Genomic DNA, 24802 nt, shown 5'->3' with positions numbered 1-24802 from the left:
GCTACTAAAGGCCCGCACGGATAACCAGCAATACCATGGAAAAACCAATACTCAGAAAAGCCGCCAGTGCGCCAAAGCGCAATTCTGACGGCGCGCGACCCGAGTTTGCACACTGGCTCGAGACCACCAACGAAATCACCCGGGGTTTCCTCGCAGCAGCTTCCATCCCGGGGCTCATCAATATGGCGGGCGGCTTGCCTGCTGCAGAGACCTTCCCGGCCGGCGAAGTGGCCGAAATTGCGAAGCGCGTGGTGACAGAGTTTCCGGCCGAAACGCTCGGCTACGGGCCCATCGATGGGCTGCCTGCTTTCCGCGACGAGCTGGCCCGGCGCTTCAGCACGCCATCGCTTCGGCTGTCGCGCGCGAATGTGCTGGTAACTACTTCAGGAATGCAGGGGCTGGATCTGGTCGGCAAGATCTTTCTGGAACGTGGTGACCTGGTGGCTGGACAGTTCCCAACGTATTTGGGCGCCATCGACGCCTGGCGGCCGCGGGAACCCGAATACCGAAGGCTGATGTTCAATGCCGAGGCTTTCGACCCGGTCGCCGGGCTGGCCGGTGCTCAGTTTGCTTACACCGTTCCCAATTTCTCGAACCCGAGCGGCAAGCTGGTGAGCCTGGAGATGCGCAAGGCGCTGGTTGCCGCGGCGCAGCAAACCGGGACCTGGCTGGTCGAAGATGACCCCTACGGTTCCCTGTATTACGACGATAAGCCGTTGCCGCGCCTGCTCGACCTTGCCGCAACGGACCCCGCAAACGGTGTCTACGACGGGCCTGTGATTTATCTCGGCACGCTCTCTAAAGAGATTGCTCCCGGATTACGCGTTGGCTGGGTGATCGCGGCGCCCGATGTGATCGAAGCAATGACGATTGCAAAGCAGGGCAGCGACTTGTGCACCAGCGGTGTTACCCAGCACATTGCGCTGGCAACCATGCAAGATGGCATTATCGAACGCTCGCGACCGGCGATCCTCGCACTTTACCGCGAAAGACGCGATGCGCTATGTGCGGCCATGGCCGAACATCTCTCCGAATGGTTTGAATGGGAGGTGCCGGTGGGCGGCATGTTCGTGTGGGCGGTCAGCCGCAATCCGGAACTTGATACAGACAGGCTGTCTGAGGTTGCGTTGCAGGCCGGCGTCACCGTCTCACCGAGCAGCGTTTTCGATCCGGAGCTTGAATACCGGCGCGCGATTCGCGTGAACTTTACGCTTAACAGTCCCGAGCGCCTTGAAGAAGGCGTGCGGCGCCTGGCGCAAGTTATGCGCACGCTGTAGCGAGCAAGGACGTTGCCGCTCTGTCGGTAACGTCGTTGCTATTCGAAAATGTGTGGGAACATGCACACTATGCCGCTCAACGAATACCGTGTACCGCTTGTCCCGAAGCGCTCTGGGCGTTTATGCGCCGGGAGTTCGTCAATGGCAGTTTTGGGTGCCGACTTAAGTCGGAGTCCAAGTTGATCCAGGAGCAACCAATGTCTCCAGTCGATCAGTACCCGACCACAGGAAACTATGCAGCACTTCGATGACGTACTTCAGAACCTGCGGCGCAGCAGTCCTGCGCAAAATGAGTCTTACCAGGCTGCCGAAGAAGTGTTTTCGTCTCGCTTGCACTATAATGACCGGCTCTCATGGCCCGTTCATCTGCAATTCGGCTGCTTTTAACACTACTGTTGTGCGCAGCGGTCCTGTTGCGTGCCACGATCCCAACTGGTTATATGCCGTCAACCAGCGGCAGTGGCCCCTGGTTCGAGCTTTGTCCAGAGCACGTACCCGCTGGGTTTTTAACGGCGCTGAGCGGTACCGCGGAGGACGCTTCCAGCCACGCGGCGCACGCGGGGCATCTGCAGCTCCTTGATCAGCAAAGTCATAACGACCACGATGAGCACGAGTGCCCGTTTGGCCATTTACTGGCTTCCGCGGCGGCGATTGACCCGATCGGAGACAGCGCGGTTGTTCCCGCGCCGCTGCAGTACATATTGCCGAGCAATGTATCGCTGCGTTTGTCTCATCAAGCACAGTACCGAAGCCGCGCACCTCCTGCCTGATACGAATCACCTTCAGAACACTTGGTCGCTGCGACGAATTCGCGGCGATGCGATTCCGTTTCAGGAGCAAGACATTGAATACACTGCACCTTGCAGCCGCTGCTGCATGCGTGTTCTTGCCGGCGTTAACTGCCGCACAGAGCACCTCAAACAACGACGCTGCTGCACCCGAAGAGATCGTGGTGCTGGGCCGATCCGTTACCACTACAGCCACTCGCGTGGAGGTCGACCGGGAGATGCTGGTAGATACCGCACGAGTCCTCAAGGACATTCCCGGCGCTAATCTGAACTCCAACGGCTTGATCACCGGCATCGCCCAATACCGGGGTATGTATGGCGACCGGATCGCCGTCGATATCGACGAAACCGGTATCGTCAGTGGCGGACCAAATGCGATGGACACACCGTTGTCCTATTTGTCACCTATGTTGACCGAAGAGCTGGTCGTTGATCGCGGGATTGCAAGCGTGTCGCGAGCACCCGAGTCGATCGGCGGCTATATCGGTACCCGATTGGCGCGTGGCGACTTTGGCGGTGACGAATTTGGTATCACTGGAACTCTGGGTACCCGCTATTCCAGCAACGGCGATGTAAGCACGTCGGTTGGGCGGCTGACTTTCGCGAACGCGAGTCACCGCGTTTCGATGCTGGCTGAGCTCGACAACGGCAGTTCCATTGATACACCCGAGGGTGAGATTCGCCCGAGCGAGCTGCATCGGGAACGCTACGATCTCAGCTACGGCTATTCGTCGTCAGCTTCTGAGGTTCTGCTGTACGCCGGTCGGCTGGATACCGAAGACGCCGGTACCCCGGCACTACCAATGGACATTCGTTATATCAAGACGGACCTCGTTGGGCTGCAATGGTCACGGTCGCTGACAGAGACCCTGTCGATGGAGGCACGTTATGCGTACAACGATGTCGAACATCTGATGGACAATTTTGGCCTGCGCCAGGCACCGCCGGCCATGCAGCAGCGGCAAAACCTCGCCGAAGGTAAGGGCACGCAATTCGGCATCGCATTGCTGTACGACCTGGATCTCTTTGATCTTCGGGTCGGACTCGATGGCGTACTCGCTGAGCACGGAGCTACCATTACCAATCCGAACATGGCGATGTTTCGCGTAAGCAATTTCAATGACGTTGAGCGGGATGTGCTTGGCGCCTACCTCGAAGTAAACGCTCAACGTGACAACTCGCAACTGGAGTTGGGCCTTAGTTATAAATCGATTTCGACCAATGCCGGAACGGTTGATGCGATGGGTATGCCGGAGCCCATGCTGACCAATCTCATGACACTTGCTGACAGGTTCAATACCTCGGACAGGTCGCAGGACTACGGTCGCATGGATGCGGTATTCAAGTATCGGTACCGTCGTTCGGAGCGTACCGAGTGGACTTTTGAGCTTGGTTCCAAGACGCGTGCGCCGTCCTATCAGGAGCTGTACCTGTGGCTTCCTTTGGAAGCCACAGGAGGACTCGCGGATGGGCGAAACTATATCGGCGATATGAACCTGGTGCCTGAACGCGCCAACGAGGTTGTGGTCGGGTTCAGCCACGATGCCGGGCGCTTCAGCGTCTCCCCGCAGCTGTTCTACCGTGACGTGAACAACTACATTCAGGGTGTGCCGTCGACGAACATGTTGGCAAACATGGTTTCTACGATGATGAGCGGTAGCGCACCGCTGATGTATGCCAACGTGGAGGCGAAGTTGTGGGGCGGTGACATGGCCTGGCAATACTCGCTGGCCGAACGATGGTCGTTGGACGGTATCGTCAGTTACGTGCGCGGTGAGCGAACCGACCTCGATGACAATCTGTACCGACTCGCGCCGCTGAATGGCAGTATCGGGCTGAGTTATGCGGCCGATGCCTGGCGGATAAAACCGGAGGTTGTCATTTACGCCAAGCAGGACCGGGTTTCACAGTACAACAGCGAGCAGGCCACAGCCGGTTACGAAGTCGTCAATCTCGCGTTTTTCTGGGAGCCGAGCGAGGCTTTGCGCTTTGAAGCCCGTCTCGACAATCTGTTTGACGAGACCTATCAGGATCATCTCGTCGGCATCAACCGTGCCGGCGGTTCCGATATTCCCTTCGGTCAGCGTCTGTACGGCGCCGAACGAACCATGAGTATTGGAGTCATCGCGAGCTTCTGAGCGCTAAGGCGGGGCTCGATGAGCCCCGCCGGTTTTTCCCTCCGCACGAACCGCATGGTTCTTGCATTGCTGCCGCACGTTTAGTAAAAAATTAAATATGGACGAAAAGTTCGTATATGATCGTCTCAGATGAGGCAGGAGCTACGCCGGTGCTCGAAATCGACCCACGACTCTCACGTGCGCGCGGTGTCAATTCGCCGCCACTGCTGACACAAACTATCGGTGAGGCATTGGCCGATGCCGCGTATCGATACGTTGATCGTGACGCACTGATCGTCGCGCATCAGGGAGTTCGCTGGTCATGGGGTGAACTGTTACGACGCAGTGACGACGTTGCAGCAGGTTTGCTGGCGCTGGGTCTCGAGCCCGGTGACCGGGTAGGCATATGGGCTCCGAACTGCGCGGAATGGGCGCTGACGCAATTCGCTACCGCGCGGGCCGGGCTGGTCCTGGTCAACATCAATCCGGCCTACCGCTTGTCAGAACTGGAATACGCACTGAACAAAGTGCAGTGCAAGGCCCTCGTGCTGGCGCCGGCCCTGAAATCCAGCGATTACCTCGCCATCATCAAACAACTCGTGCCGGAAGTTGACACGGCAGCGCCCGGCGAGTTGCAGGCAGAAAATTTGCCGCACTTGCGCTGGCTGATTCGTCTCGGCGAACAAGCCACCGCAGGTATGCTCAACTTTGATGAGTTACCAGGCTTCGCCCGTCAGGAAAGTCGCGACCAACTGGCCAGCATCGGTTCTTCATTGACGCCAACGGACGCAATCAATATCCAGTTCACGTCCGGTACTACCGGCCACCCCAAGGGTGCCACGCTCACCCACAGCAATATTCTCAACAATGGCTTCTTTGTGGCAGAAGCGATTCGCCTGACAGAAAAAGACTGTCTGTGCATTCCGGTCCCGCTATATCATTGTTTCGGCATGGTGATGGGCAATCTGGGTTGCCTGACTCACGGTGCGACTATGGTTTATCCAGCCGAGTCCTTTGACCCGTTGACTGTATTGGAAACGGTGCAGCGCGAGCGTTGTACGGCACTGTACGGTGTGCCTACGATGTTTATCGCCGAACTGGATCATCCCCGATTCGCAGAGTTTGATTTAAGCACCTTGCGCACCGGAATCATGGCTGGGTCACCTTGTCCGGTTGAGGTGATGAAACGGGTTCAGTCGCAGATGCACATGACCGAAATCACAATCGCGTACGGAATGACCGAAACTTCACCGGTCTCAACGCAAAGCGCGGTTGATGATCCTCTGGATCGGCGAGTGTCTACGGTCGGCCGTGTCCAACCGCACCTGGAGGTTCAGGTTCTTGATGAGTCCGGTAGTCCCGTCGAACATGGTGCAACCGGTGAGTTGTGTACGCGCGGCTACTCCGTCATGAAAGGCTACTGGGATGATGAAGAGAGAACCGGAGAAGCAATAGATAGCGACGGCTGGATGCATACCGGTGACCTGGCAACGATGGACGCAGAAGGCTACGTCAACATAGTCGGTCGCAAGAAGGACATGGTCATCCGTGGCGGCGAGAATATCTATCCACGTGAAGTGGAGGAGTTTCTCTATCGCCACCCCAAGGTTCAGGATGTCCAGATTATCGGTGTCCCCGACCAGCGTTTCGGTGAAGAGTTATGCGCATGGATCATACTGCGAGCCGGTGAAACCGCCACTGAAGGTGAGATTCGTGAGTTCTGCAAGGGCCAGATCGCTCACTTCAAAGTTCCTCGATACATACGTTTCGTTGACACTTTCCCTATGACCATAACCGGTAAAGTTCAGAAGTTCGTCATGCGGGAACAGAGTATCGTGGACCTGGGACTTGCGGAGAGCGACACAGCTTGATTACTGCACCGCTGCCGATTGTAGCTATCCGCACAACTATCCCTGCGATTTAAATCCGTGACCCACAGATTGCTTGATCCGCGACGTTGCGATCGGCGGTTAAGGTGGGTCTGGGATCATTCTGGCGCCAATGTCTAAAGCTGTGTTGCAATGGGCTGATCAAACCGGAGAATCATCGCGCTGATGGATAAGTACCCAATACCATTAGCGATTCTTCCCGGCGGACGACATCGTTTGTCAAGCCGCCCGTGGTCACGTACTCACCTCCAAGAACGACAACTCACGCAGGGCATAGCTGCCAAAGCCCTCCATTTCAGTTTGTGCATCAAGATCCGCTAGCAGGTCGACCAAGGAGTCCTTTCGTTGGTCCAGGTGAGTATCGATTATCGCCGTCTGGCGATCCTGATACATGTATATCGTCAACAGAATCAAAAAACAGGAGTATTGCATCCAGAAATTCATTGACCGGCATATCATCATGAATCAAGTCACGTACGGCATGCAGCTGTGCAAGCCAATCGACGTCGCGTTGATCAAAGAACGCGCAAAACTGAGTGAACGTATGCCAGACATGATTAAACATGTCCGTGGCCGCCGCCTTGATGGGTGCATTGCACACCAACGGCAGATGTTCGGCTCTTGTAAAACGCTCTTCGAACCCGAATTTGGCATTGCACAGTACGAATGTCGTGTTCTCAACACTTATCCGATCCAGCGTGACAACGTACTCTCCCAGAGACGTAGTTTCATGCTGTACACAGGTTTCCGCCGTATATTCATAGGCTGCTACTGGACCTCCGGAAACAGTCAACAACCTGCCGTAACCTTGTTGTTCCCAGTTTCCTTGCAGGCGCGCCTGCGTCGCGGTGGCGACGCGTGGGCTGCCACCGCCGTCGTTTCCGGAGGCAACAAGGGTTGCGACCAGCAATACTATGAAACAGACGTTTACGCTTCTCAGCATGACAGTTTTCATTGTGCGATTTCTCACCCGACAACCCGATGACCGCGACCCTGCATGCACGAGACGACAATTGATTGGTTTTTGTCATAAGCTTCGGAGATGGCTTCACCGCCAATGACAGCTGCACCGATGACCGCACCGGCGATGGCATCCTTTACATCATCCGAGCTGCCATCGGCAAGCCCGATCAGTGCACCCAACCCAGCTCCGAGCAGGGCACCTTCTCTTGCATCCTTGCCTACATTTCGGTGCTCGTTAGCGAGTTCTTGGCAAGCTCGCAGATCGGTTGAATAGCTCTCATTTCGATGGCCATCGACAATTGGTTCGTACGCGGTACTGGCGCATCCGCTGGCGGCCAACACCGCAATAGTCACCATTGCATTAGCGACTGTTTTCATTCCTCTCTTCCTATCAATAGATGTTGAATATAGTCAGAGCCAAGCGATGTGGCAGGACTCTGTGTAGTGCTGAGCCATACTCTAGGTCGTCGTTGCCTGACAGCCATCAACCGCGGGGTCGATTGGAATCTCCATCGGAGGGTTGGTTACTAAGCACCGTTGCCGGGTATATCTCCCCCCAGAGGATGAGGCTGGTTTCGACCAATAGATGGGTGTCGAACCGCCGCCGGATGCCCTATATTGCTGCGATGTTTGCTGCAAACCATTCATCGCCACCAAATCAACTAAGCGGGATCCAGCCATGGACGGACTACTGGATGCGTAGCCCGCGAGTCGCAGATTCCGCGCTCGCCCTGCTCATTCTGCTGGCGACCGTACTGGCGCGGCTCTTCCACTCCGGCCAGAACGGCGCCAGCGGTTCTTTGAGTACGATGCCGCTGTCAGCTTGGCTGCTTTTTTTCGTGGGGAGTATCGCGTTGTTGTGGCGGCGTTCTTTGCCTTTGACAGCGCATACCGTCGTCCTCGTTTGTTCGGCGTTGTCGATGAGTTTCGGCTATTTTGACGGCCCTCTGATTGCCATCATGGTCTCGTTGTATAGCGTAGGTCGGTATGCGAGCAACCGGCAGCTGAGCTACTTTGGCGTCGCGATGGCGATAGTCCTGGCAGCTGTCGATACTCTTGCGAACTCATGGCCACTGCGTCCACCAACGGTTGACGCGCTGGTGCCATCCGAATTCGTTACTTCGGCCTTGATAACTTTTCTGACCTGGTATGCAGGCAAACGTGTACGTGCCCGTAGCGAATACGTTGCACTGCTGCGCCAACGTGCAGCACAACTTGAGCGTGAGAAAGAAGCTGATTCGCAGCGGGCCGTCGAGCAGGAGCGAACGCGTATCGCCCGTGAGCTGCACGACGTTGTTGCTCACCAGGTGAGCTTAATGACGGTTCAGGCAGGGGCGGCGAAAACGGTTGCGACGAGCAACCCATCTGCGTCCTTAAAGGCAATTGAGGCGATCGAACAGGCAGGTCATCAGGCGCTGGACGAACTGCGACACCTGCTCGGGGTGCTGAGGCCGGCATCCGGTGCGAGCGAACTGGGACCGCAACCCGATCTGAGTGACCTCACAACACTCATAGAGAGATCCCGCGCAGCCGGTTTGTCTATCGAACTGGATATCGAGGGCGAAGTATACGGGCTGCCGTTGCGCGTCGGGATGTCGGCCTACCGTATAGTGCAGGAGTCATTGACCAACGTCCTTAAACACGCAGGTATCAAGGCTCGAGCTAGGGTCAGGGTAAGAGTGTCAGATGTTGGTGTCGATATTCACGTGTGGAACGACGGCTGCAACTCTGCAGTGTTGCCCGAATCTGGCCATGGAATTGCCGGAATGACTGAGCGTGCAAACTTGCTGGGCGGCACGCTGACGGCTGGCCCGCAGCCGGCGGAAAGCTTCGCCGTCCTTGCGCATTTACCGATCAAGGAGCGATTGATGTGAGTATTCGTGTAGCCGTTGTTGACGATCAGGCGCTGGTGCGCGGTGGGTTCGCGCTCGTGTTGGGGCACCAGCAAGACATAGATGTCGTCGCCGAAGCGGGCACCGGGCTTGAGGCTATCGTAGCCGCTGAGCAGTATCGCCCGGACGTCATTCTTATGGACATCCGAATGCCGGAGATGGATGGGCTTGAGGCGACGTCGCGTATTCTGGCTGCAGCGGACTGGCCTGTTCGTGTAGTGATCCTGACAACGTTTGATCCCGATGAGTACGTCTATAAAGCGTTACGTGCCGGCGCGAGCGGATTCGTGCTAAAAGACATCCCGCCGGAACAGTTAGTACTCGCAGTTCGCACTGTTGCCGACGGCGGGGCCTTGCTCGCACCGTCAATCACGCAGCGGCTTGTGGCCCGCTTCACGGAACAGCTGGAAGTGGACACCCAAGTCGCATCCCGATTGCAGCGGCTGACCGAACGCGAACGTGAGGTGCTCATTGCGATGGCCCGCGGCTACAACAACACGGAAATTTCCCAGAAGTTGACTATCGGTTCGGCAACCGTAAAAACTCATGTATCCAGTGTTCTTGGAAAGCTTGGACTTCGCGACCGCGCTCAAGCCGTGGTGTTTGCCTACGAGAGCGGGCTTATTACGGTTGGTGAGCGCGATGTGGGTCACTAATCATCGATGTGCCACTGTTCATCAACGTGGCGTTGCCGCCACGGTTTGCTTTTTTCGGACCGAGACCTAGTGTTGGCTACTCTGATTTGAGCGGCAACGGAATCCTAAAATCAATAGCGCTCAACTGCGCAGGTGCCTTGCCCATGGACTGCAGGAACGGCAACCAGCGTGGGTCCCTGTGCAGATTCGCAAACAGCGGTTCGGTAACGACGTCCGCGAGTCCGGGGTCTTCGTTGCTCACTGCCTGCTGCAGAAATTCGAACGCTGAATCGACTTGACCGCGGTAAGCCATCACGTACGCGATGTTGTACGCTGCTTCCTGCTCATGCTGTTCGATCAGTTCTGCCTGCAATTGATTCGCGACATCAAACTCACCGAGTGCGTGGCTTGCCAGCACCTTGCCAAGCAGTTGCAGAACCGCAAGCGGCTCGCGTTGCATGGCTGCCATCGATTCCGCCGCGTCGCCAGCGAGCAGCTGGGCAATACCCAGTTGGTAATAACCGCCGATGCGGTTCGGGCTGAGTTGCAATGCTGTGCGCAAGGTTGCGATCGCTTGGTCATACCGTCCGGCGTGCAAATAGCTGCCACCCAAATTGAAGTAGCCGATGGCATTCACCGGATCGCGCGCCACCACAAACTCATCAAGCGCGATGCATTCGTCCAAGCGTCCGAGGCTCTTGAGTACGGAGGCCGCGTCACCGATCGTGCGCACGTTGGTTGGTCCCAGTTCCAGTGCGCGTTGATAGTGTTGTGCTGCCACGGCGAGATTGCTGTCGCGCAACAGGGCGACCCAGCCGAGGCGGGCATAGGCGGGTGCGTACAACGGGTCGATGGCTAGCGCGCGCTCTGCCGCATTGCGTGCCAGCTCGAAGCCTTCGTTCCATGGCCGCAAGCCTTTGCTCGCCTGATTGAGATAGTTACCCGCAAGTGCATCCCAGGCATTCGCGTACGCGGGGTCCAGTGTCAGTACCTGTTCCAATAGCGTGACTGCCTGTGCGTAGCCATCCGTACTGCCCTGATTCCCCAGAAACCGCGCCTGCAGGTACAGCGCGTAGGCTTGCGGGTTGGTGCTCCGGGGCCGTGGCGTGTCTGCGAGCAAGCTCAGCGTCAGGCGCTCGGAAACCGAAGAAGCGATCTCTTCCTGAATGGCGAAAATATCGCCCAGCTGGCGATCAAATGTTTCCGACCAGACGTGCGTATCAGTGCGTGCATCAATCAATTGCGCGGTGATACGTACCCGGTCGCCCGCTTTACGTACAGAACCTTCAAGAACGTGGCTGACGTTCAGATCCGCAGCGACCTGAGCTATCGTTACGTCCTTGCCTTTGTAAGAAAATGCCGATGTCCGCGATATCACACGCAACTTCGGAATTTTCGCCAGCAGGTTCAGCAGTTCTTCCGAGATACCGTCGGAGAAAAATTCGTTCCGCGCATCGTCGCTCATATTGATGAAGGGCAAAACAACGATGGACTTGTCGCCTATCGATGTCTGCATCGCTTCGTTCCTGGCTTGTTGCCGCGCTTCCGATAACTGATCTGCAATCAAGGCGCGCTGGGCCGTTTCGCGCATTGGCGAAAGCACAAAGCGGTCCAGTGCCATGACTGACAGGGCTATCGTTAGCACGATCATAATGATGCGGTCGAGACGCCGGCTGGCCTTGGGCGAAAGCGCGACGTCCAAGTCCGATTCTTTACGCAAGCCCTCCGGTGTCAGGCGAAAGGCCCAGGCCAGAATCAGTGCAGGTATAAAGCCGATCGCGAGCACAATGACGACGATACGTGCGGGCGTATCGCCGAAGCCGAACAGGGGGAACAGCGTTTCCGCGACCTGCGTAAGCAGCCAGGCGGTGACCAGGTAAGCGGCGCCTGCCCGGAACACATTCCTCTTGCTGAACTCGGAAAACAGAGACATAGACGGGCGCTACCCCAGGGTGAACGCGCCGATTTAATCAGTCGGCAAAGCCTTTGTATAGATGGTCCGGGCCGGAGCTGCTCAGCTTGCGACCCAAATATGATGCCGTGGCCCTTTGCCGGCCCGGTGCGGCCTGACGACATGCTCGCGGACGTTGAAATTTTCCTGCTGCAAGCGTTTGCTGAAGACCCGGTCGGGACTTGATGACCAGACGGCCAGTACGCCATTCGGGCGCAGGGCACTGCGGGTCGAGCGCAGACCGGCGGGGCTGTAGAGCCAATCATTCTCGCGCCGCACGAGTGCTTCGGGTCCGTTGTCCACGTCCATCAGGATGGCATCAAACCCCGCCGGCTCCTGTCGAATCAGGTCGGCGACGTCACCGACGTAGACCCGACTGCGGGGGTCCGCCAACGGGTGTCCGGCTGGCGCACCCATCAGCGTTTCGTTCCAGGTCACCACTTCCGGCACCAGTTCGGCGACGACAACTTCCGCTGCCGCGCCGACGGCCCGCAGGGATGCGGCCAGCGTGAATCCCATACCGAGGCCACCAATCAGCAGCCGCGGATTCTCATTGGCACCCAGTTGTTCGATGGCAAGATCGGCCAGCGCCTTTTCCGAGCCGTGCACGCGGCTGTTCATCAGATCGCCCCGGCCGGGAATCTTGATAGAGAACAGGTCGCCGGACTGATACAGCTGCAACTCCTTGTCAGTGTCAGGAATTAATGCGGTACCTAGCAATACTCGGGGAATCATCGGACAACCTTCTTCGAATCGTTGCCGCAGCCTACGCTATATCTTTGCTACGCGCTGTTGTTGCCGTTGCAGACTTTGCCGCTATTCATGCATTGGCCGACGAGCTTCTCGACCAGAGTTGGGAATCAGGCGGTCTTCCTGAATAGCGGCGAGACCAGCCGTCGCCAGGCCAGTGCAATTCCGGTGTAAGCGAGCAGACACCCTGCCAACGAGGCAAGACCAGCGAGCGTTTGGCCAAGAAAGCCGAACACTTCACCTGTGTGCAAGAAGCGCACGAAGGTTCTTGCCCTGGCTCCTGGCGTTTTGTCGTCGTTGCGTTTGACCTCGACTACCGACGCATCGCCACTGTCCAGGGTTAGCTCGTAAGCAAGATCAGGGCGCCGACCAATGCTGCGATCAATGACAAATGTTGTCGACGCTGCTGGCACGGCGTTCGTCCGCAGCTTTATCGAGTGCCAGTCTGCGGCCTCGTGGGCAAGCGCGTGTTGTTGTGCGGCAATTAGCAGTGCTTGCCGCGGCATGGTATCCGCTCGCCCGGCAGGCGCAGCATCCGCTTCACCCCGCCGGCCCCGAACGGGTGGCTCTTCGCCAAATGCCGCGTAAATTGCCGAACTGGCCCACGAAAAGTAAAAGACCGAACCCGATGTCGCGATCAGAAACAGCGGTACCAGCGCCCACACGCTGAATACGTGGTGCCAGTTATAGTCACGCGCCTTCGCGTTCTTTGCTCTGGGGTTAAAGAACAGGCGGACTTTCAGTGCTGACCAGCGCCAGATTGGCGGCAGCCACAGGTATACGCCGGACAGGATCAGGAATACAAACAGCAGATTGCTGTAGGCCGTCGTCGCTCTCGCAAGATCGAAGTTCTCGTCGGACGCGGCAAACCATCGGTGCACACGCGTAACGACGCGAAAGAATTCGGCTGTAGCACCGCGGCCGTCACGAAGCACATCGCCGCTGTACGGGTCGATGAGCAGAATCCGCTCCCGGTCGGCAGTAAGCGTAACCGGTGAGCCGGGTTTGTTGACGAATTTCAGTTCAAAGCTGCTCGCATCGGGTTCGGCGACCCGACCGATGTTCAGCAACTCATCGGCAGTTAATGCCGGCGCTCCGGCGGCCGGCGAGGTCACGTGCTGTTGATCCGCCCATTCGAGGAATTGCCGTTCGTAGGTCAGCAGCACGCCAGTGACGGACATCATCAGAATGACGAGACCGGCAGTGACGCCGACCGCGAGATGTGACCAGAAGATTATGGGTCGGAGCTTCATGAGCAAGGTTATCCACGCTATTCATTATTAATTGCGAACGATTCTCATTTGTATTAGCGGCCAAGTCAAACCTTTCAGATGAGAGAGTTCAGGCGACCGGAGTGAGCGGCTCAGATGAGCGGGTGTGGTCCGCGGAGTCGCAGTGGCTTGTCCGGCCCGGGAATGGCGGGGCGGCATTCTTGCCCGTATGTGTTATCGGGGCGCCAACGGCAAGCGATCTCAGTTGCGGTGCGTTTCGGCCTGTGCCGTCAATGCTTGCGAAACGGATTGACGAGCAACGCCCAGACCGTCTGCTCGCGAGAATCGCGAAATTCGTGCAGACCGATCTGCATAGTGGTGTGACCATCGCGCGGTTGATCACGATAGCTGCCAAACAGCCGGTCCCACAACGACAGGTGAAAACTGAAATTACTGTTGGTTTCGTCCTTATGCACCGAATGGTGAACGCGATGCATCTCCGGCGTAACCAGAAACCAGCGCAGCCGTCTTTCGAATGTGGCAGGCAGCCGGATATTGGCGTGTGTGAACAGGGCGCCCGCGTTAAGGAGTATCTCAAAAATAAGCACGGCGAGTGCCGGCACGCCGAACAATGCAATCAAGCCAAGCTTGATCGCCATAGACAAGGCAAACTCAATCGGGTGGAAGCGCACTGCCGTGGTGACGTCGAAGCCAACGTCCGCGTGGTGCACCCGATGCAAGCGCCATAACAGCGGAATCTTATGCAACAAACGGTGCTGCCAGTAGATGGCGCAATCAAGCAGGACAACGCCGCCGACAATCGCAAGCCAGTCCGGCATTAGCGCCGCCATTCCGCCGCCGTCAGCCTCCAAACGTATCGCCAGACCGAACGCAACAACGGGAAATGCGATTCGCAACAACAAGGTACCAATCACGACCAACGAAACATTGCTAAGCAAACGGCGCCAGCCCAACGCCATGTCCCGGCGCGGTGCCCATTGTTGTGCTGCCAGCAGCAGCGCGAATACCGAAAGAAACACGGCCAGCCGGACTTGCGGTTCATTGCCCAGCAGCCAGTCGCTCACCGGCCGACGACCTCATTGTTACTCGCGCGTCCACGTCGCCATGCGAAATAACGTCCGACGTACCCAAGCAGCTTCTCCGGTTTGTTGGCGCGCTTCCATTCACCGGCAACGTACTTGTTGGCTTCCATCATCGTTGGATAGATATGAATCGTGCCCAAAATTTTATTGAGCCCAAGTCCGTGTTTCATTGCCAGTACGAACTCCGCGATAAGCTCCCCCGCATGCGCTCCGACAATGGTCGCGCCCAGTATCTTGTCGCTGCCCGGCGCTGTCAGTACTTTTACGAAACCGTGCGCCTCACTCTCCGTGATCGCACGATCAAGATCATCGATGCCGTAACGGGTCACTTCAACGGCTACACCCTGTTCGCGGGCTTGTGTTTCGTTCAGGCCGACCCGGGCCACTTCCGGACTGGTGAATGTTGACCACGGAATGACGCTGTAGTCCGCACGGAAGGACCAGAGCGGACGGATCAGTGAGTTCACGGCCGCAAACCAGGCTTGGTGAGCAGCCACGTGGGTGAACTGGTAGGGCCCGGCAACGTCCCCACAAACAGAAATACTGGGGTAGTTGGTGCGCAGGAATGGGTCGGTCGCAACTGTGCCGTTCTTCGCTATCTCCACACCGATGTCGGCTATCCCGGCGGTATTGGAATTTGCCTTCCTGCCGAGTGCCAGCAGCAACAAGTCAAAATCGAAGCGCACTTCCTTGCCATTCTGTTCACACACGAGGGTGCCACCTGCACCTTCGCCTTCGGCCCGTATCGCTTTCGTCGACAAGGCCACGTTCACTCCGTCATGATCGCGCAACGATTCCAGCACGGCACTGGCCGCGTCGCCATCCTCGCGACCAAGCAGCTGCGGTGCCATCTCAACCAGAGTTACTTCGGTCCCCAGTCGTTGAAACGCCTGCGTCAGTTCGCAGCCGATAGGGCCGCCACCCAGAACTACCATCTTCCGCGGCTGTTTCCGCACATCCCAGAGTGTGTCACTGGTTACAAAGTTAATCTTGTCGAAACCGTCAATTGGCGGCACGACCGGTCGCGAGCCGGTCGCAACCACAATGGAGCGGGCCGTCAGCCGGCGATCGCCGACTTCCACTTCCCACGGCGATACCACTTTTGCCTCACCCGCAATACAGTCCACGCCAAGCTTGGTGTAGCGTTCCACAGAATCGTGTGGCGCGATTTCGGCAATTACATCGTGTACTCGTTGCATAACGGCCGCGAAGTCGAATTCAGCTTCCATCTTGTTGATGCCGAGCTTCTTGCTGTCACGTGCCGCTACCAGCAAGCCGGCGCTCTTTAATAATGCCTTGCTGGGTACGCAGCCAGTATTGAGGCATTCGCCGCCCATCTTGTCGCGTTCGATCAATGCGACCTTGGCATTGATCGCGGCGCCGATATACGACGTCACCAGGCCAGCGGAACCGCCACCAATGACAATCAGGTTGTAGTCGAAACTCTTTGGGCGATTGAATTTTCTCCGCACCCGACTCTCCTTTACCCAGGCCAGAACGCCGCGGCCGATAAACGGCAGCAGAGCCAGCAAGACAAATGCTCCGAGTAACGAGGGCGACAAGATGTCGCCCGGCGAAGATATATGCCCGAGCTGCGTTCCTGCATTCACGAATACCAGCGTGCCGGGCAACATTCCAAGCTGACTGACCCAATAGAACGTCCATGGTTTTAATGCGGTCAGGCCGGCGACCAGGTTAATAACGAAAAAGGGAAACACCGGTACGAGGCGTAACGAGAACAAATAGAAGCCGCCGTCCTTCTCGATGCCTTCATCGATGCGCTTCAGGCGTTCCTTGAACTTCTTGCGTACCGTGTCCTGAAGCAGAAAGCGCGCGACAAAGAAGGCCAGCGTCGCGCCAATGCTGCTGGCGAATGAAACGATGAGCGTACCGGTGCCCAACCCGAAAACCGCGCCGCCCGCAATGGTTAGAATGGCAGCGCCCGGTAAGGATAGTGCGGCAACAAGAACATAGACGAGAAAAAAGCCGCCGATGGAAAGTACCGGCCGTGCTCCGGCGAACTCAGCAAGCGCGTCGCGTTGCTGTTTCAGCTCCGCGAGCGAAAGGTATTGCTGCAGATCGAAAGCAAAGTAAGCACCGACGAAGGCCGCGATGACGACTACAAGAATGATTCTGCCGAGATTTCGTGACACAAGGTGCTCCGTTACGTGGTGTTCGTTTGGCGTGCTTCAATGGACCGGGGCAGCCGCGCAAATATTACTCTCCTCATTCTGAGGCCGGCATATCAGTTGTCTTTCGTGTCTTCTCCAAACAGTTTGAAGGCTAGTGCGGTCCTCTGAACGGCGGTTAAGACGCACAGTGCACTGAATCCCCAGGCCAGCGGCGCAAACCAGCACGGCACGGCGGCCATTATGAGAAAGCACACGATTGTTTCGGTACCTTCCACAATGCCGGTGGAATAAAAAAACGACTTCCTGCCGTGCGCGACGGTTTCGATACCGCGCTTGGCGGCAATCGCAGCGAAGGCGAGAAAGCTCGTTGCGGTCAGGCAAAAGGATGCGAGCAAGGCCGCGGCCGGAACGGCATTGTTTGCGGTGTCGGCAATCGCAAAGGCCAGCGGTACGCTGCCGTAGAAAACGTAATCAACCACGATGTCGAGATAGCCGCCGCTGTCGGTAGTTTGGCTTGCGCGAGCAACCGCTCCGTCAAGGCCGTCAAGGACGCGGTTGCAGACAATGCATACCAAACCGAGCTTGAACAAACCGAGTGCAATCGCAGCAGCTGCCAGCAGGCCGACGAGCATTCCGGCGATAGTGACGCTGTTGGCACTCACGCCACGCCGCGCGAGCACCCGACCCACCGCGTTCAGCGGCTGGTTGATCAATGGCCGCATAGTCGTATCAAGCATGCCGACTATCCTGCAGTCTTATGACGGGGCCGGCCGCTGCAACAACGTCGCTCTCATCATGTGTTACGAGTAATGTGGGCAAGCCGCGTCGTCGTGCCTCGGTAAAGACCAGTTCACGTACCTTCACGCGGTGATCTTCATCGAGGGACCGAAAAGGCTCGTCCAGCAACAAGGCTCGTGGCTCGGCCAGCAGTACACGCAGCAAGGCCACGCGTGCCTGCTGGCCGCCGGACAGCGTTGCTGGATCACGTGTACCCAGCCCGGCAAGCCCGACCGAGGTCAGCGCTTCGCTTACCTGTTGTTGCCGTTCGCGGCGAGTGCCGCGTGTTCTCAAGCCAAACAACACATTACCGGCAACGTCGAGGTGCGGAAATAACAAAGGATCCTGAAACAGCAGGCCCAGTCGGCGAGCTTGCGGCGGCAGCGTTGAAATCTCGTTGTCGTTAAGACGAACGGCGCCGCTGCCTTCGATTTCCGGGGGGAGAATGCCGCAGAGGAACTTCAACAAACTCGATTTGCCCGAGCCACTGGCTCCGACAACCGAGGTAACTGTACCTGGCTCGATGCGCACACTCAGCGGCGGGAACAGTTCCTGCCCGTCGATGCGTAACCGTATCTCATCAAGTGTGAGCGTATTCATCGCGGCACGCCGCGTCGTTGCCGGAACAGCAGGGCGGCACCGAGGTAGGCGCAGGCAAATGCAGTGAGCGGAATCACGGCGAGCAGTATCGCATGCGCTGCTGCCAGCCGCAGGTTTCCGGAACCAGCGGCGGCGGCCGCCTCTGTTGCGGCGGTTGCGACACGACCCGCGCCGGCGAACAGCGTTGGCAAATACAGTGCAACACTGACCGAGAACGCGAGTGCCAGTGCGATCAGTGCGGAGCGCGTGAGTAGTGGTGCCGTGACGATCAGCCAGCTGCGGGTTGCGGACACGCCGAGTGTTGCCGCTACCTGTTCGTAGCGAGGGTCAATCGCAGCGCGGGCCGGCGCGAGTATTCCCCATAAGTACGGCAACGCGAAAACCAGGTGACTCCACAGCACCGCGATGAAGGTGCCATCGATATTGAGTCGCACCAGCAGTGCCTGTACACCGAACAGGAACGTCATTTGTGGCAATAGCAAAGGCAGAAACAACAGCGCGCCCAGCCGGCGGCGTCCCGTGGAAGACTGGCGGCAGCGTTCGGCTGCAGGCAACACCAGCGCGATGCCTGCGATCGCCGTTGCGGCCGCCAGTGCGAGGGTTGTCACACCAACGCCGGTTGTCAGGCCAAACAGGTCCTGCAGCGTGGTGAGAGAGATATTTGCGGGCATCAGCGTCGGAAAACGCCAGGGTCCGGATACGGCACGCAGGCCGATCGCAATGATAGCGAGGCAACCGAGTGTCCAGCCGATGGTCAGAATGGTGCCGAAGCTCTGCCGTACACGGTTTTCGTCAGTCCGGCGCAGGCCATTGCTTGCCGAGCGAATCAGCCCGCGCCTGACCAGGCGTCCCAGCAGATGGGCGGCAAAGATGACAGCAATGCTGACGGCCAGCAATACCAGCGTGCCGGCATAGGCTTGCGCGTGTATCGCCGGCTCCGGGTCGGTAAACCAGCGCCACAACAAGACCGGGAATGTCGGCGGTAAGGCCGGGCCTACCGGGATCGCCATCTCGACGTTGCTGATGCCAAACACGAGCACTGCCGCCAGCGGCAAGCGGATCTGCTGCTGCAACGCGGGCGCGACGGTCGTAAACCAGCTCTTCAGTGGTCCGTAGCCGAGTGTCACTGCCTGTGCTTGCAGGCGTGCCGACGGGACCTGACCAAGTGCGGCGGCAAGTGCCATTACCAGAAAGCAGGTTTCCTTGAGCACGAGGCCAATGATCAATGAAATTCCGGCCGGGTCATTAACGATCAACCAGTCCGGCGGCAGTTCGAAACCAGTCGCCCATGGCGAGAACAAACGCAGCAGTACGCCGGACGGCGCCAGTACCAGGGCGAGGCCAATTCCAATGGCAAGGTGTGGCATGGCGAGCAGCGGCAGCACCAGCGTCGTCAGGCGGTGTCGCCAGTTACCGCTTGCTGCCAGCGCAACGGCAACGTGCGCCAGCAACAGCGCGATGGCCGTTGCAACAGACCCTGTCCAGACGGCTGACGCGATCGACAAGCCAACACCCGGTGTGGCGAATACGCGCGCGAGCGCTGCGGTATCCAGCCCAAACCACAGTGCGGCAGCCAGGCCCGCCGAGGTGGGAATGAGAGATATCGCGAGTAGCAGCGCTACAGCAGGGTGGGTAATGAACGAACGCTTCATCGTTCAGCGCACGTAGCGTTCGAGCCAGGCTTGCTCGATGCGTGTTGCCCATTCGGGGTGCGGTTCGAGCAGGTAACGACCGGCCGCTGGCGGCGTTGCCGGGCCAGTTTCCAGCCGTTCGAAGAATGCCCGCTCAGCCGCGGGCAGTGCATTCAGGTTCAGTATTGTCGGGTCGCCCCAATGGCGCTCATCGGCCTTGCGAGCCTGCGCAGCCGCTGATGCCAGGAAGTTGGCGACGACGCGCGCGCCAGCGGTCGCACCGGAGTTGTAGGGGATCGCGAGGAAATGACTATTGGCCAATGCACCTGCATCAAGGTACAGCGCACCAATGCCTGCGTGCAGCTCGCCCTGGCGTATTGCGCGACTGGCTTCGGCCGGGTTGTATGACAGCATCCAGTCCAGCTCGCCGACCGCGAGCAGGTCGCGCTGTGCCGGGCCGCTTTGCGGGAACAGTCGACCGCTGCGCCACATGCTGGCGTGGGCCCGGTCTAGCCATTGCCAGAGCGGCGCTGTTTGCTCGTCAAAATCATTACCAACCGGGGCGCTAAAACGGTCGGGGTTGTCGCTCAGCGCCAGCAACATCTGCTTCAGAAACGCGCTGCCGATGAATGACGGAGGTTGCGGATAGCTAAAGCGCCCCGGGTGCCTTTCTATCCAGGCCAGCAATGCCGCCGGTGTTCTCGGTAACGCGTTGACGCGTTCTCTGTCGAAGAAAAAGGTGAGCGCGGCCGTGCCCCACGGCAATTCGAAACCGTCCGTTGCCAGCGAGCCATCGGTCAGCGTGGTGGGATTGTTCTGCCAGTTGATAACAGCAGCACTCGGCACTTGTGTGGCCCACGGGCCGTACAGCAGACCCGCACGTTTCAGCGCTGCGAAATTCTCGCCGTTGATCCACAGCAAGTCGACGGAGCCGCCGTCATTCCGACCAGCACTGCGTTCGGCCATGATCCGTGTGACCGATTCGGCGATATCGGTCACACGCACGTGCCGCAGCTCGACGGCATACTTTGCGCGTACCTGCTCTGCGGTCCATTCGATGTAGCGGTTGATCGCGAGATCGCCGCCCCAGGCATTGAAATAGACGGTTTGTCCCGCTGCTTCTGCAACGACGGCATCCCAGTCTTCGGCGTAAGATACCGGCACCCAGAGAACCGCGAGCAACAGCGCAACCAGGCCCGATGCGCGACAGCCGCTATGCATCAGAACAGGTAGCGCACGCCGAACTGGAACTGTCGCGGCGCGCCGGCGTTGCGTTGCACAAACGGTTGCCCGTAAACCTGTATCTGGTTCGACTGCGTCGCGGAGTTCGCGAATCCGGACAGGTTTTCGCGATTCAGCAGATTGAACACGTCAGCGGACAACTCCAGTCGACCGTCACCGAGTTGAGGCGCGTAGCGCAGGCCGAGGTCCACGGTGGCTGACCACGGCAGACGGTCTGCATTGCGGGAAACGCCGGGTGCGCGGTCTGAGTTGCCGAGGTAGGCGTCGGTGAACGACGCGCCGTCGCCATTCAGGTCCGTGGTTCCGTAGATGCCGGTATCGGGTATGAGGTTGATCGGCTGCCCGGACTCGAACTGGCCGGCGACGGAAATGGTAACCGAGTCGAGCGGATACCAGTAGACGACCGAGGAGATCACGTGGCGTCGGTCATTGACCGACGGTCCCCATTCGTCATCGAAGCTGTTGGAGTTGGCAGAGCGGAAATTGATGTCGTCCGTGTTGTTGGTGAGTTCGGACAAAGTATAGGTCATCAGGAAACCCCACAGGTCACCATCGCCCGGTCTCTCCAGGGTCAGGTTCAGTGCTTTGTAGCGTGATGCACCCGCGGTTTCGCTAACGACTATCTGCCGGGCGCCACCGGCGACTGGCGCCACGGGACGTGTTGCATCGGCGGCCGCCTGGCTGCGAATCAGGCCCAGCGATTCTGCCAGGACGCGCCGCTCAGCATCGCTCGGCAAAGCGCGCAGCGTTGCGATGTTGGCATCGGTCAGGTTTGCGAGGTTTGGCGAGAACGGCGTCGCCGCATTCAGGTCACGCAAGCGCAGCTGATTGTGTCCGCGGTAGTAGAGCAGGTCGGCGTAGCCAAGCCAGCGATCATTAAACTGCCATTGCACACCGGCAGAAAGCTGAACCGTGTAGGGGCTGTCTAGGCCGTCGGGACTGAATATGCGCCGCTCGTTGGAGATGGCCGTGTCGCGCAAGTCCGCGGAATCAGCGGGTGTCGGACACTGCAAGTAGCCACCCGGGCAGGCAGGATTGACGCTGAGATTACCGTCAAAGGTGATCGCCAGCGGGTCCGTGTCTGCTGGCAACCGTCCTGCTGCGACCAGTGCGTTCAATTGCTCGCGGAACGCTGCCGAGCTGGTGTTCTGTTGCAGCGCATCCGACAGAATCGTGTAAGGAATACGTTCATAGAACAGGCCCGCGCCACCGCGAAACGACAAGCGCTCGCTGGCCCGGTAGTTCAGCGCGAGGCGCGGCGCAAAATTGTTTTGATCAGCGGAACCCGAGCCGGCTTTGGTTACGCTGTCATAGTCCCAGCGAACGCCGGCGGTCAAAGTCAGGTCCTGTGACAAGCTGATCTGGTCCTCGAAATAGAGTGATACCTGATTCTGCACATCGCCATAACGCGCAGGGCGCAGTTCGACCGCATAGTCAATCACCTCGGCGCTTGCCGGGATGTCGTCAACGTTCAGTGCAGCGCCACGGTTCAGTGACTGCACTTCTGCCAGTTCTGCGCTCGTCAAACGTACCCGGTAATTGCCTTGCGGATTGCCGCCGCCTCCGAGACTGAAGTCCGAGCGCAGCACGTCAACGCCGAACTTGAACGCATGTGCGTCCCTGTACCACGTGAAGTTCTGGCGCAATTGCAGTGAATCTTCGCTTTCATCGAATGCGAAACCGGGGTGCCCGAGAACAGCGGCTGTCAGGCCGTCCGGTGATTCCACGGTGACCTGCGGTGCACTGCTGGCGTATGGCGTGGCGTAACCCCAGTCAAACGCGCTGTACAACAAGCGTGTTTCAGACGTGAAGTTGCCGGTGTCGTAGATGGCCGAAACGGCTGTGAGCAAAGACTCGCGCTGTTGCACCGAGCCTGCCGATGGAAAGGTCACGCCGCCGTCGAGACCGCCACCCTGGCGCTCTATCCCGATATCGCCCAGATTCGCGCGGAACGACAGTTGCCAGTTGTCATTGAGTCGGTGATCGATCTTCAGCGATGCAAGCAGGGAGTCATTCTGACCGCGGACCGTATCGGCGATGCCGAGAGCGGGTGAAACGAGCGCGTTGTCCTTGTCATCAAGGGTGTATTCGACATTCGCGAAGAAAAATGTGCGGTCTTCAGCGATGGGTCCGCCAAGGGCGAAACCGTACTGGTCCCGGCGGAAGCCGTCACGTACGGCATTGCCTGACAGGTCGCGGCCTGCGTACGGCGATGATGCATCAACCGAGGCACCCGGCCGTACCAGATAGAACAATTCGCTGTACCACTCGTTGCTGCCGGAGCGCGAAGTGACGTTGATCACGCCATTGCCGGTACGCCCGTATTCCACCGAATACGATGACGCCAGCACGGTAACGTCCGAGGCAGCACCGGTTGAAATGGGAAACTTCGGGCCGCCCAGAAAATTCTCGTTATTGTCCATCCCGTCGATCAGGTACTGGGTGAACAAGCCATTGGCGCCATTAATGGATACCGACGGTGATTCCGGGAAGAAACCGGTTGCGGGGACCACGTTGGGCAGGCGAATGAGCGCGCGCGACAGATCACGTGCCTCGACCGGCAACGCTTCAAGCTCGCGGCGATTGAGACTTGCGCTGACTTCCGCATCAAGCGAGTTGATCGTGATACTTCCGGCGCGTCCGGTGACCGTGATGTTCTCGATCATACGGACCGTTACCGCCCGCGATTCATTGCTGCGCAAGCGTATGTCAGTGGCCAGCTCTGTATCATCGACCAACACCGAGTAGCCAGGACCGGCTGGCACGGCTGAAAATCGTGCACGTCCGCTCGAATTGCTGATGCTCGAAGTTTCGTAACCCGTCAGCGAATTTTTCAGGATCACGCTGGCCCCGGTTGCCGGACTGCCATCGCCGCTCAGGACAGCGACATCCACATTCGATGCGGCGGCGAGTGACGACAGGAACAGCGAACACAGCGTCAAGACTGTTCTCGCGAAGGGCAGGTCGGGCGTACGGCGGCAATGCATCGCAGGTAATTTCCTCAAAACGGTGTATTAATCATTGTGATGTGCTTCGACATCGATAGACCGGATCAGGCGCGCATATGTTACAGAAGGCAACCAATACCCACCGTTATCCGCGAACACTGTGATGTTTACTGACCTGACCCGGTCCAGTTCGGCACTGCATTTCAAATGGGGAAATACAATGCGAAGAACGATCCTGATCGGCTTGTTGTCATGGTCATCCATGATTACCGCGCAGACGGTGCCAGTGGACGACCTTGAGCCTTGGACGGTGTTGTCTTTCAACAAGATCACGGCAAACAACGTAAGTGTTGTCGACGGCAAGCTGCATATCCGGGTTAGAAGCTCGGCAAGTCCGCTGATATACCATTTTGCCGAGCCCATAAGCCTGACAGGTATCCGCGTCGCCGCAAGCTGGAGCGGCGAGCTGCGCATCCCGGTCGGCGCTGTGCAGGGTGAAAAGGGCGCTGACGATTTTGTGCTTAAGCTCGGTATTGTTGAAGCGGGTGACCGTCGCCTGAACTGGTTTCAGCGCCGTGTCGCGGCCGACTGGATCAAGCAGCTTTTTGAGCTTGCGCCAAAGACCGGCGGTGTGGAGCGCATAAATTTTCTGTCCACGACACAGCAAACGGCGTTGCTTGGCAGCCAGCGCGCGCACCCTTTGAGTGAGTTGCTCTACGAAGAGCGGCTTGTGTTACTTGAAGACCCCGGCCCGTTCCTGCTGTCAAAAACGTTCGCCAAGCCGGTAGTCGCGCTGGGTCTATGGGTTTCTGCCGATGGTGACGACACGGCCTCCGGGTTCGACCTGACAATAGAGAGCATCACTTTGCAGTCTGAGACCGCATCGTCACCGTGAA

General features: G+C 58.3%; 19 protein-coding genes. 6 read left to right on the top strand and 13 right to left on the bottom strand.

The features are described 5' to 3' along the window. Positions 1–35: 35 nt before the first annotated feature. Positions 36–1277: an aminotransferase-like domain-containing protein gene (locus tag BA177_RS17425; RefSeq protein WP_068618346.1), complete on the top strand. Its 1242-nt coding sequence runs from the start codon at positions 36–38 to the stop codon at positions 1275–1277. Positions 1278–1783: 506 nt separating this feature from the next. On the opposite strand, the gene BA177_RS19040 is transcribed toward BA177_RS17425, so the two are convergent. Further along, positions 1784–1906, bottom strand: a complete 123-nt coding sequence (locus BA177_RS19040) for a hypothetical protein (RefSeq protein ID WP_257739161.1) — start codon at positions 1904–1906, stop codon at positions 1784–1786. Between the two features lie 215 nt (positions 1907–2121). Between BA177_RS19040 and BA177_RS17415 the strand changes: the two genes are divergently transcribed. Both BA177_RS17415 and BA177_RS17410 read left to right on the top strand, forming a co-directional pair. Next, the gene (locus BA177_RS17415) at positions 2122–4203 is read left to right on the top strand and encodes a TonB-dependent receptor domain-containing protein (RefSeq protein ID WP_197493223.1); all 2082 of its coding nucleotides are present in this window, start codon (positions 2122–2124) and stop codon (positions 4201–4203) included. 116 nt (positions 4204–4319) lie between these two features. Further along, complete coding sequence (locus tag BA177_RS17410) at positions 4320–6053, top strand: AMP-binding protein (protein ID WP_082990227.1); 1734 nt, start codon at positions 4320–4322, stop codon at positions 6051–6053. A gap of 325 nt (positions 6054–6378) precedes the next feature. On the opposite strand, the gene BA177_RS18700 is transcribed toward BA177_RS17410, so the two are convergent. Together BA177_RS18700 and BA177_RS17400 are read right to left on the bottom strand one after the other, a co-directional pair. Beyond that, positions 6379–7026, bottom strand: a complete 648-nt coding sequence (locus BA177_RS18700) for a hypothetical protein (protein WP_156762896.1) — start codon at positions 7024–7026, stop codon at positions 6379–6381. Positions 7027–7037: 11 nt separating this feature from the next. Further along, a complete protein-coding gene (locus BA177_RS17400; protein WP_068618340.1) occupies positions 7038–7412 on the bottom strand; it encodes a hypothetical protein in 375 nt (124 codons plus the stop codon). Positions 7413–7729: 317 nt separating this feature from the next. Between BA177_RS17400 and BA177_RS17395 the strand changes: the two genes are divergently transcribed. Together BA177_RS17395 and BA177_RS17390 are read left to right on the top strand one after the other, a co-directional pair. Then, a complete protein-coding gene (locus tag BA177_RS17395; protein WP_068619601.1) occupies positions 7730–8908 on the top strand; it encodes a sensor histidine kinase in 1179 nt (392 codons plus the stop codon). Continuing rightward, positions 8905–9582, top strand: a complete 678-nt coding sequence (locus tag BA177_RS17390) for a response regulator (RefSeq protein WP_068618338.1) — start codon at positions 8905–8907, stop codon at positions 9580–9582. The genes BA177_RS17395 and BA177_RS17390 overlap by 4 nt, the downstream gene beginning before the upstream one ends. A 76-nt stretch (positions 9583–9658) precedes the next feature. Here BA177_RS17390 and BA177_RS17385 read toward each other — a convergent pair whose 3' ends face one another. The 10 genes from BA177_RS17385 to BA177_RS17340 form a co-directional block, all read right to left on the bottom strand. Then, positions 9659–11494: a tetratricopeptide repeat protein gene (locus tag BA177_RS17385; RefSeq protein ID WP_068618336.1), complete on the bottom strand. Its 1836-nt coding sequence runs from the start codon at positions 11492–11494 to the stop codon at positions 9659–9661. Between the two features lie 81 nt (positions 11495–11575). After that, positions 11576–12247, bottom strand: coding sequence for a spermidine synthase family protein (locus tag BA177_RS17380; protein WP_068618334.1), 672 nt, complete (start codon positions 12245–12247; stop codon positions 11576–11578). Positions 12248–12372: 125 nt separating this feature from the next. After that, positions 12373–13515: a PepSY-associated TM helix domain-containing protein gene (locus BA177_RS17375; protein WP_082990226.1), complete on the bottom strand. Its 1143-nt coding sequence runs from the start codon at positions 13513–13515 to the stop codon at positions 12373–12375. Between the two features lie 248 nt (positions 13516–13763). After that, positions 13764–14558 (bottom strand): sterol desaturase family protein, encoded by a 795-nt coding sequence (locus tag BA177_RS17370; RefSeq protein ID WP_068618329.1) that lies wholly within the window; start codon positions 14556–14558, stop codon positions 13764–13766. Further along, positions 14555–16729 (bottom strand): FAD-dependent oxidoreductase, encoded by a 2175-nt coding sequence (locus tag BA177_RS17365; protein WP_068618327.1) that lies wholly within the window; start codon positions 16727–16729, stop codon positions 14555–14557. Before BA177_RS17365 ends, BA177_RS17370 begins: the two co-directional genes overlap by 4 nt. Before the next feature lie 92 nt (positions 16730–16821). After that, complete coding sequence (locus BA177_RS17360; RefSeq protein WP_068618325.1) at positions 16822–17445, bottom strand: CDP-alcohol phosphatidyltransferase family protein; 624 nt, start codon at positions 17443–17445, stop codon at positions 16822–16824. Then, entirely contained in the window at positions 17438–18085 is a 648-nt protein-coding gene (locus BA177_RS17355; protein ID WP_068618323.1) for an ATP-binding cassette domain-containing protein, read from the bottom strand. The genes BA177_RS17360 and BA177_RS17355 overlap by 8 nt, the downstream gene beginning before the upstream one ends. Beyond that, positions 18082–19737, bottom strand: a complete 1656-nt coding sequence (locus tag BA177_RS17350; RefSeq protein WP_068618321.1) for an ABC transporter permease — start codon at positions 19735–19737, stop codon at positions 18082–18084. Before BA177_RS17350 ends, BA177_RS17355 begins: the two co-directional genes overlap by 4 nt. A gap of 3 nt (positions 19738–19740) precedes the next feature. After that, positions 19741–20937, bottom strand: coding sequence for an ABC transporter substrate-binding protein (locus BA177_RS17345; protein ID WP_068618319.1), 1197 nt, complete (start codon positions 20935–20937; stop codon positions 19741–19743). Next, positions 20937–23900: a TonB-dependent receptor gene (locus BA177_RS17340; protein ID WP_197493222.1), complete on the bottom strand. Its 2964-nt coding sequence runs from the start codon at positions 23898–23900 to the stop codon at positions 20937–20939. The genes BA177_RS17345 and BA177_RS17340 overlap by 1 nt, the downstream gene beginning before the upstream one ends. Positions 23901–24126: 226 nt before the next feature. On the opposite strand from BA177_RS17340, the gene BA177_RS17335 reads away from it, so the two are divergent. Further along, positions 24127–24801 (top strand): hypothetical protein, encoded by a 675-nt coding sequence (locus tag BA177_RS17335; protein WP_156762895.1) that lies wholly within the window; start codon positions 24127–24129, stop codon positions 24799–24801. The last annotated feature ends 1 nt before the right edge of the window (position 24802 follow it).

Source organism: Woeseia oceani (assembly GCF_001677435.1).
GTDB lineage: Bacteria > Pseudomonadota > Gammaproteobacteria > Steroidobacterales > Woeseiaceae > Woeseia > Woeseia oceani.
Note: the sequence above shows the minus strand (reverse complement) of the source record. Positions and strands in the feature narration are given on the sequence as shown.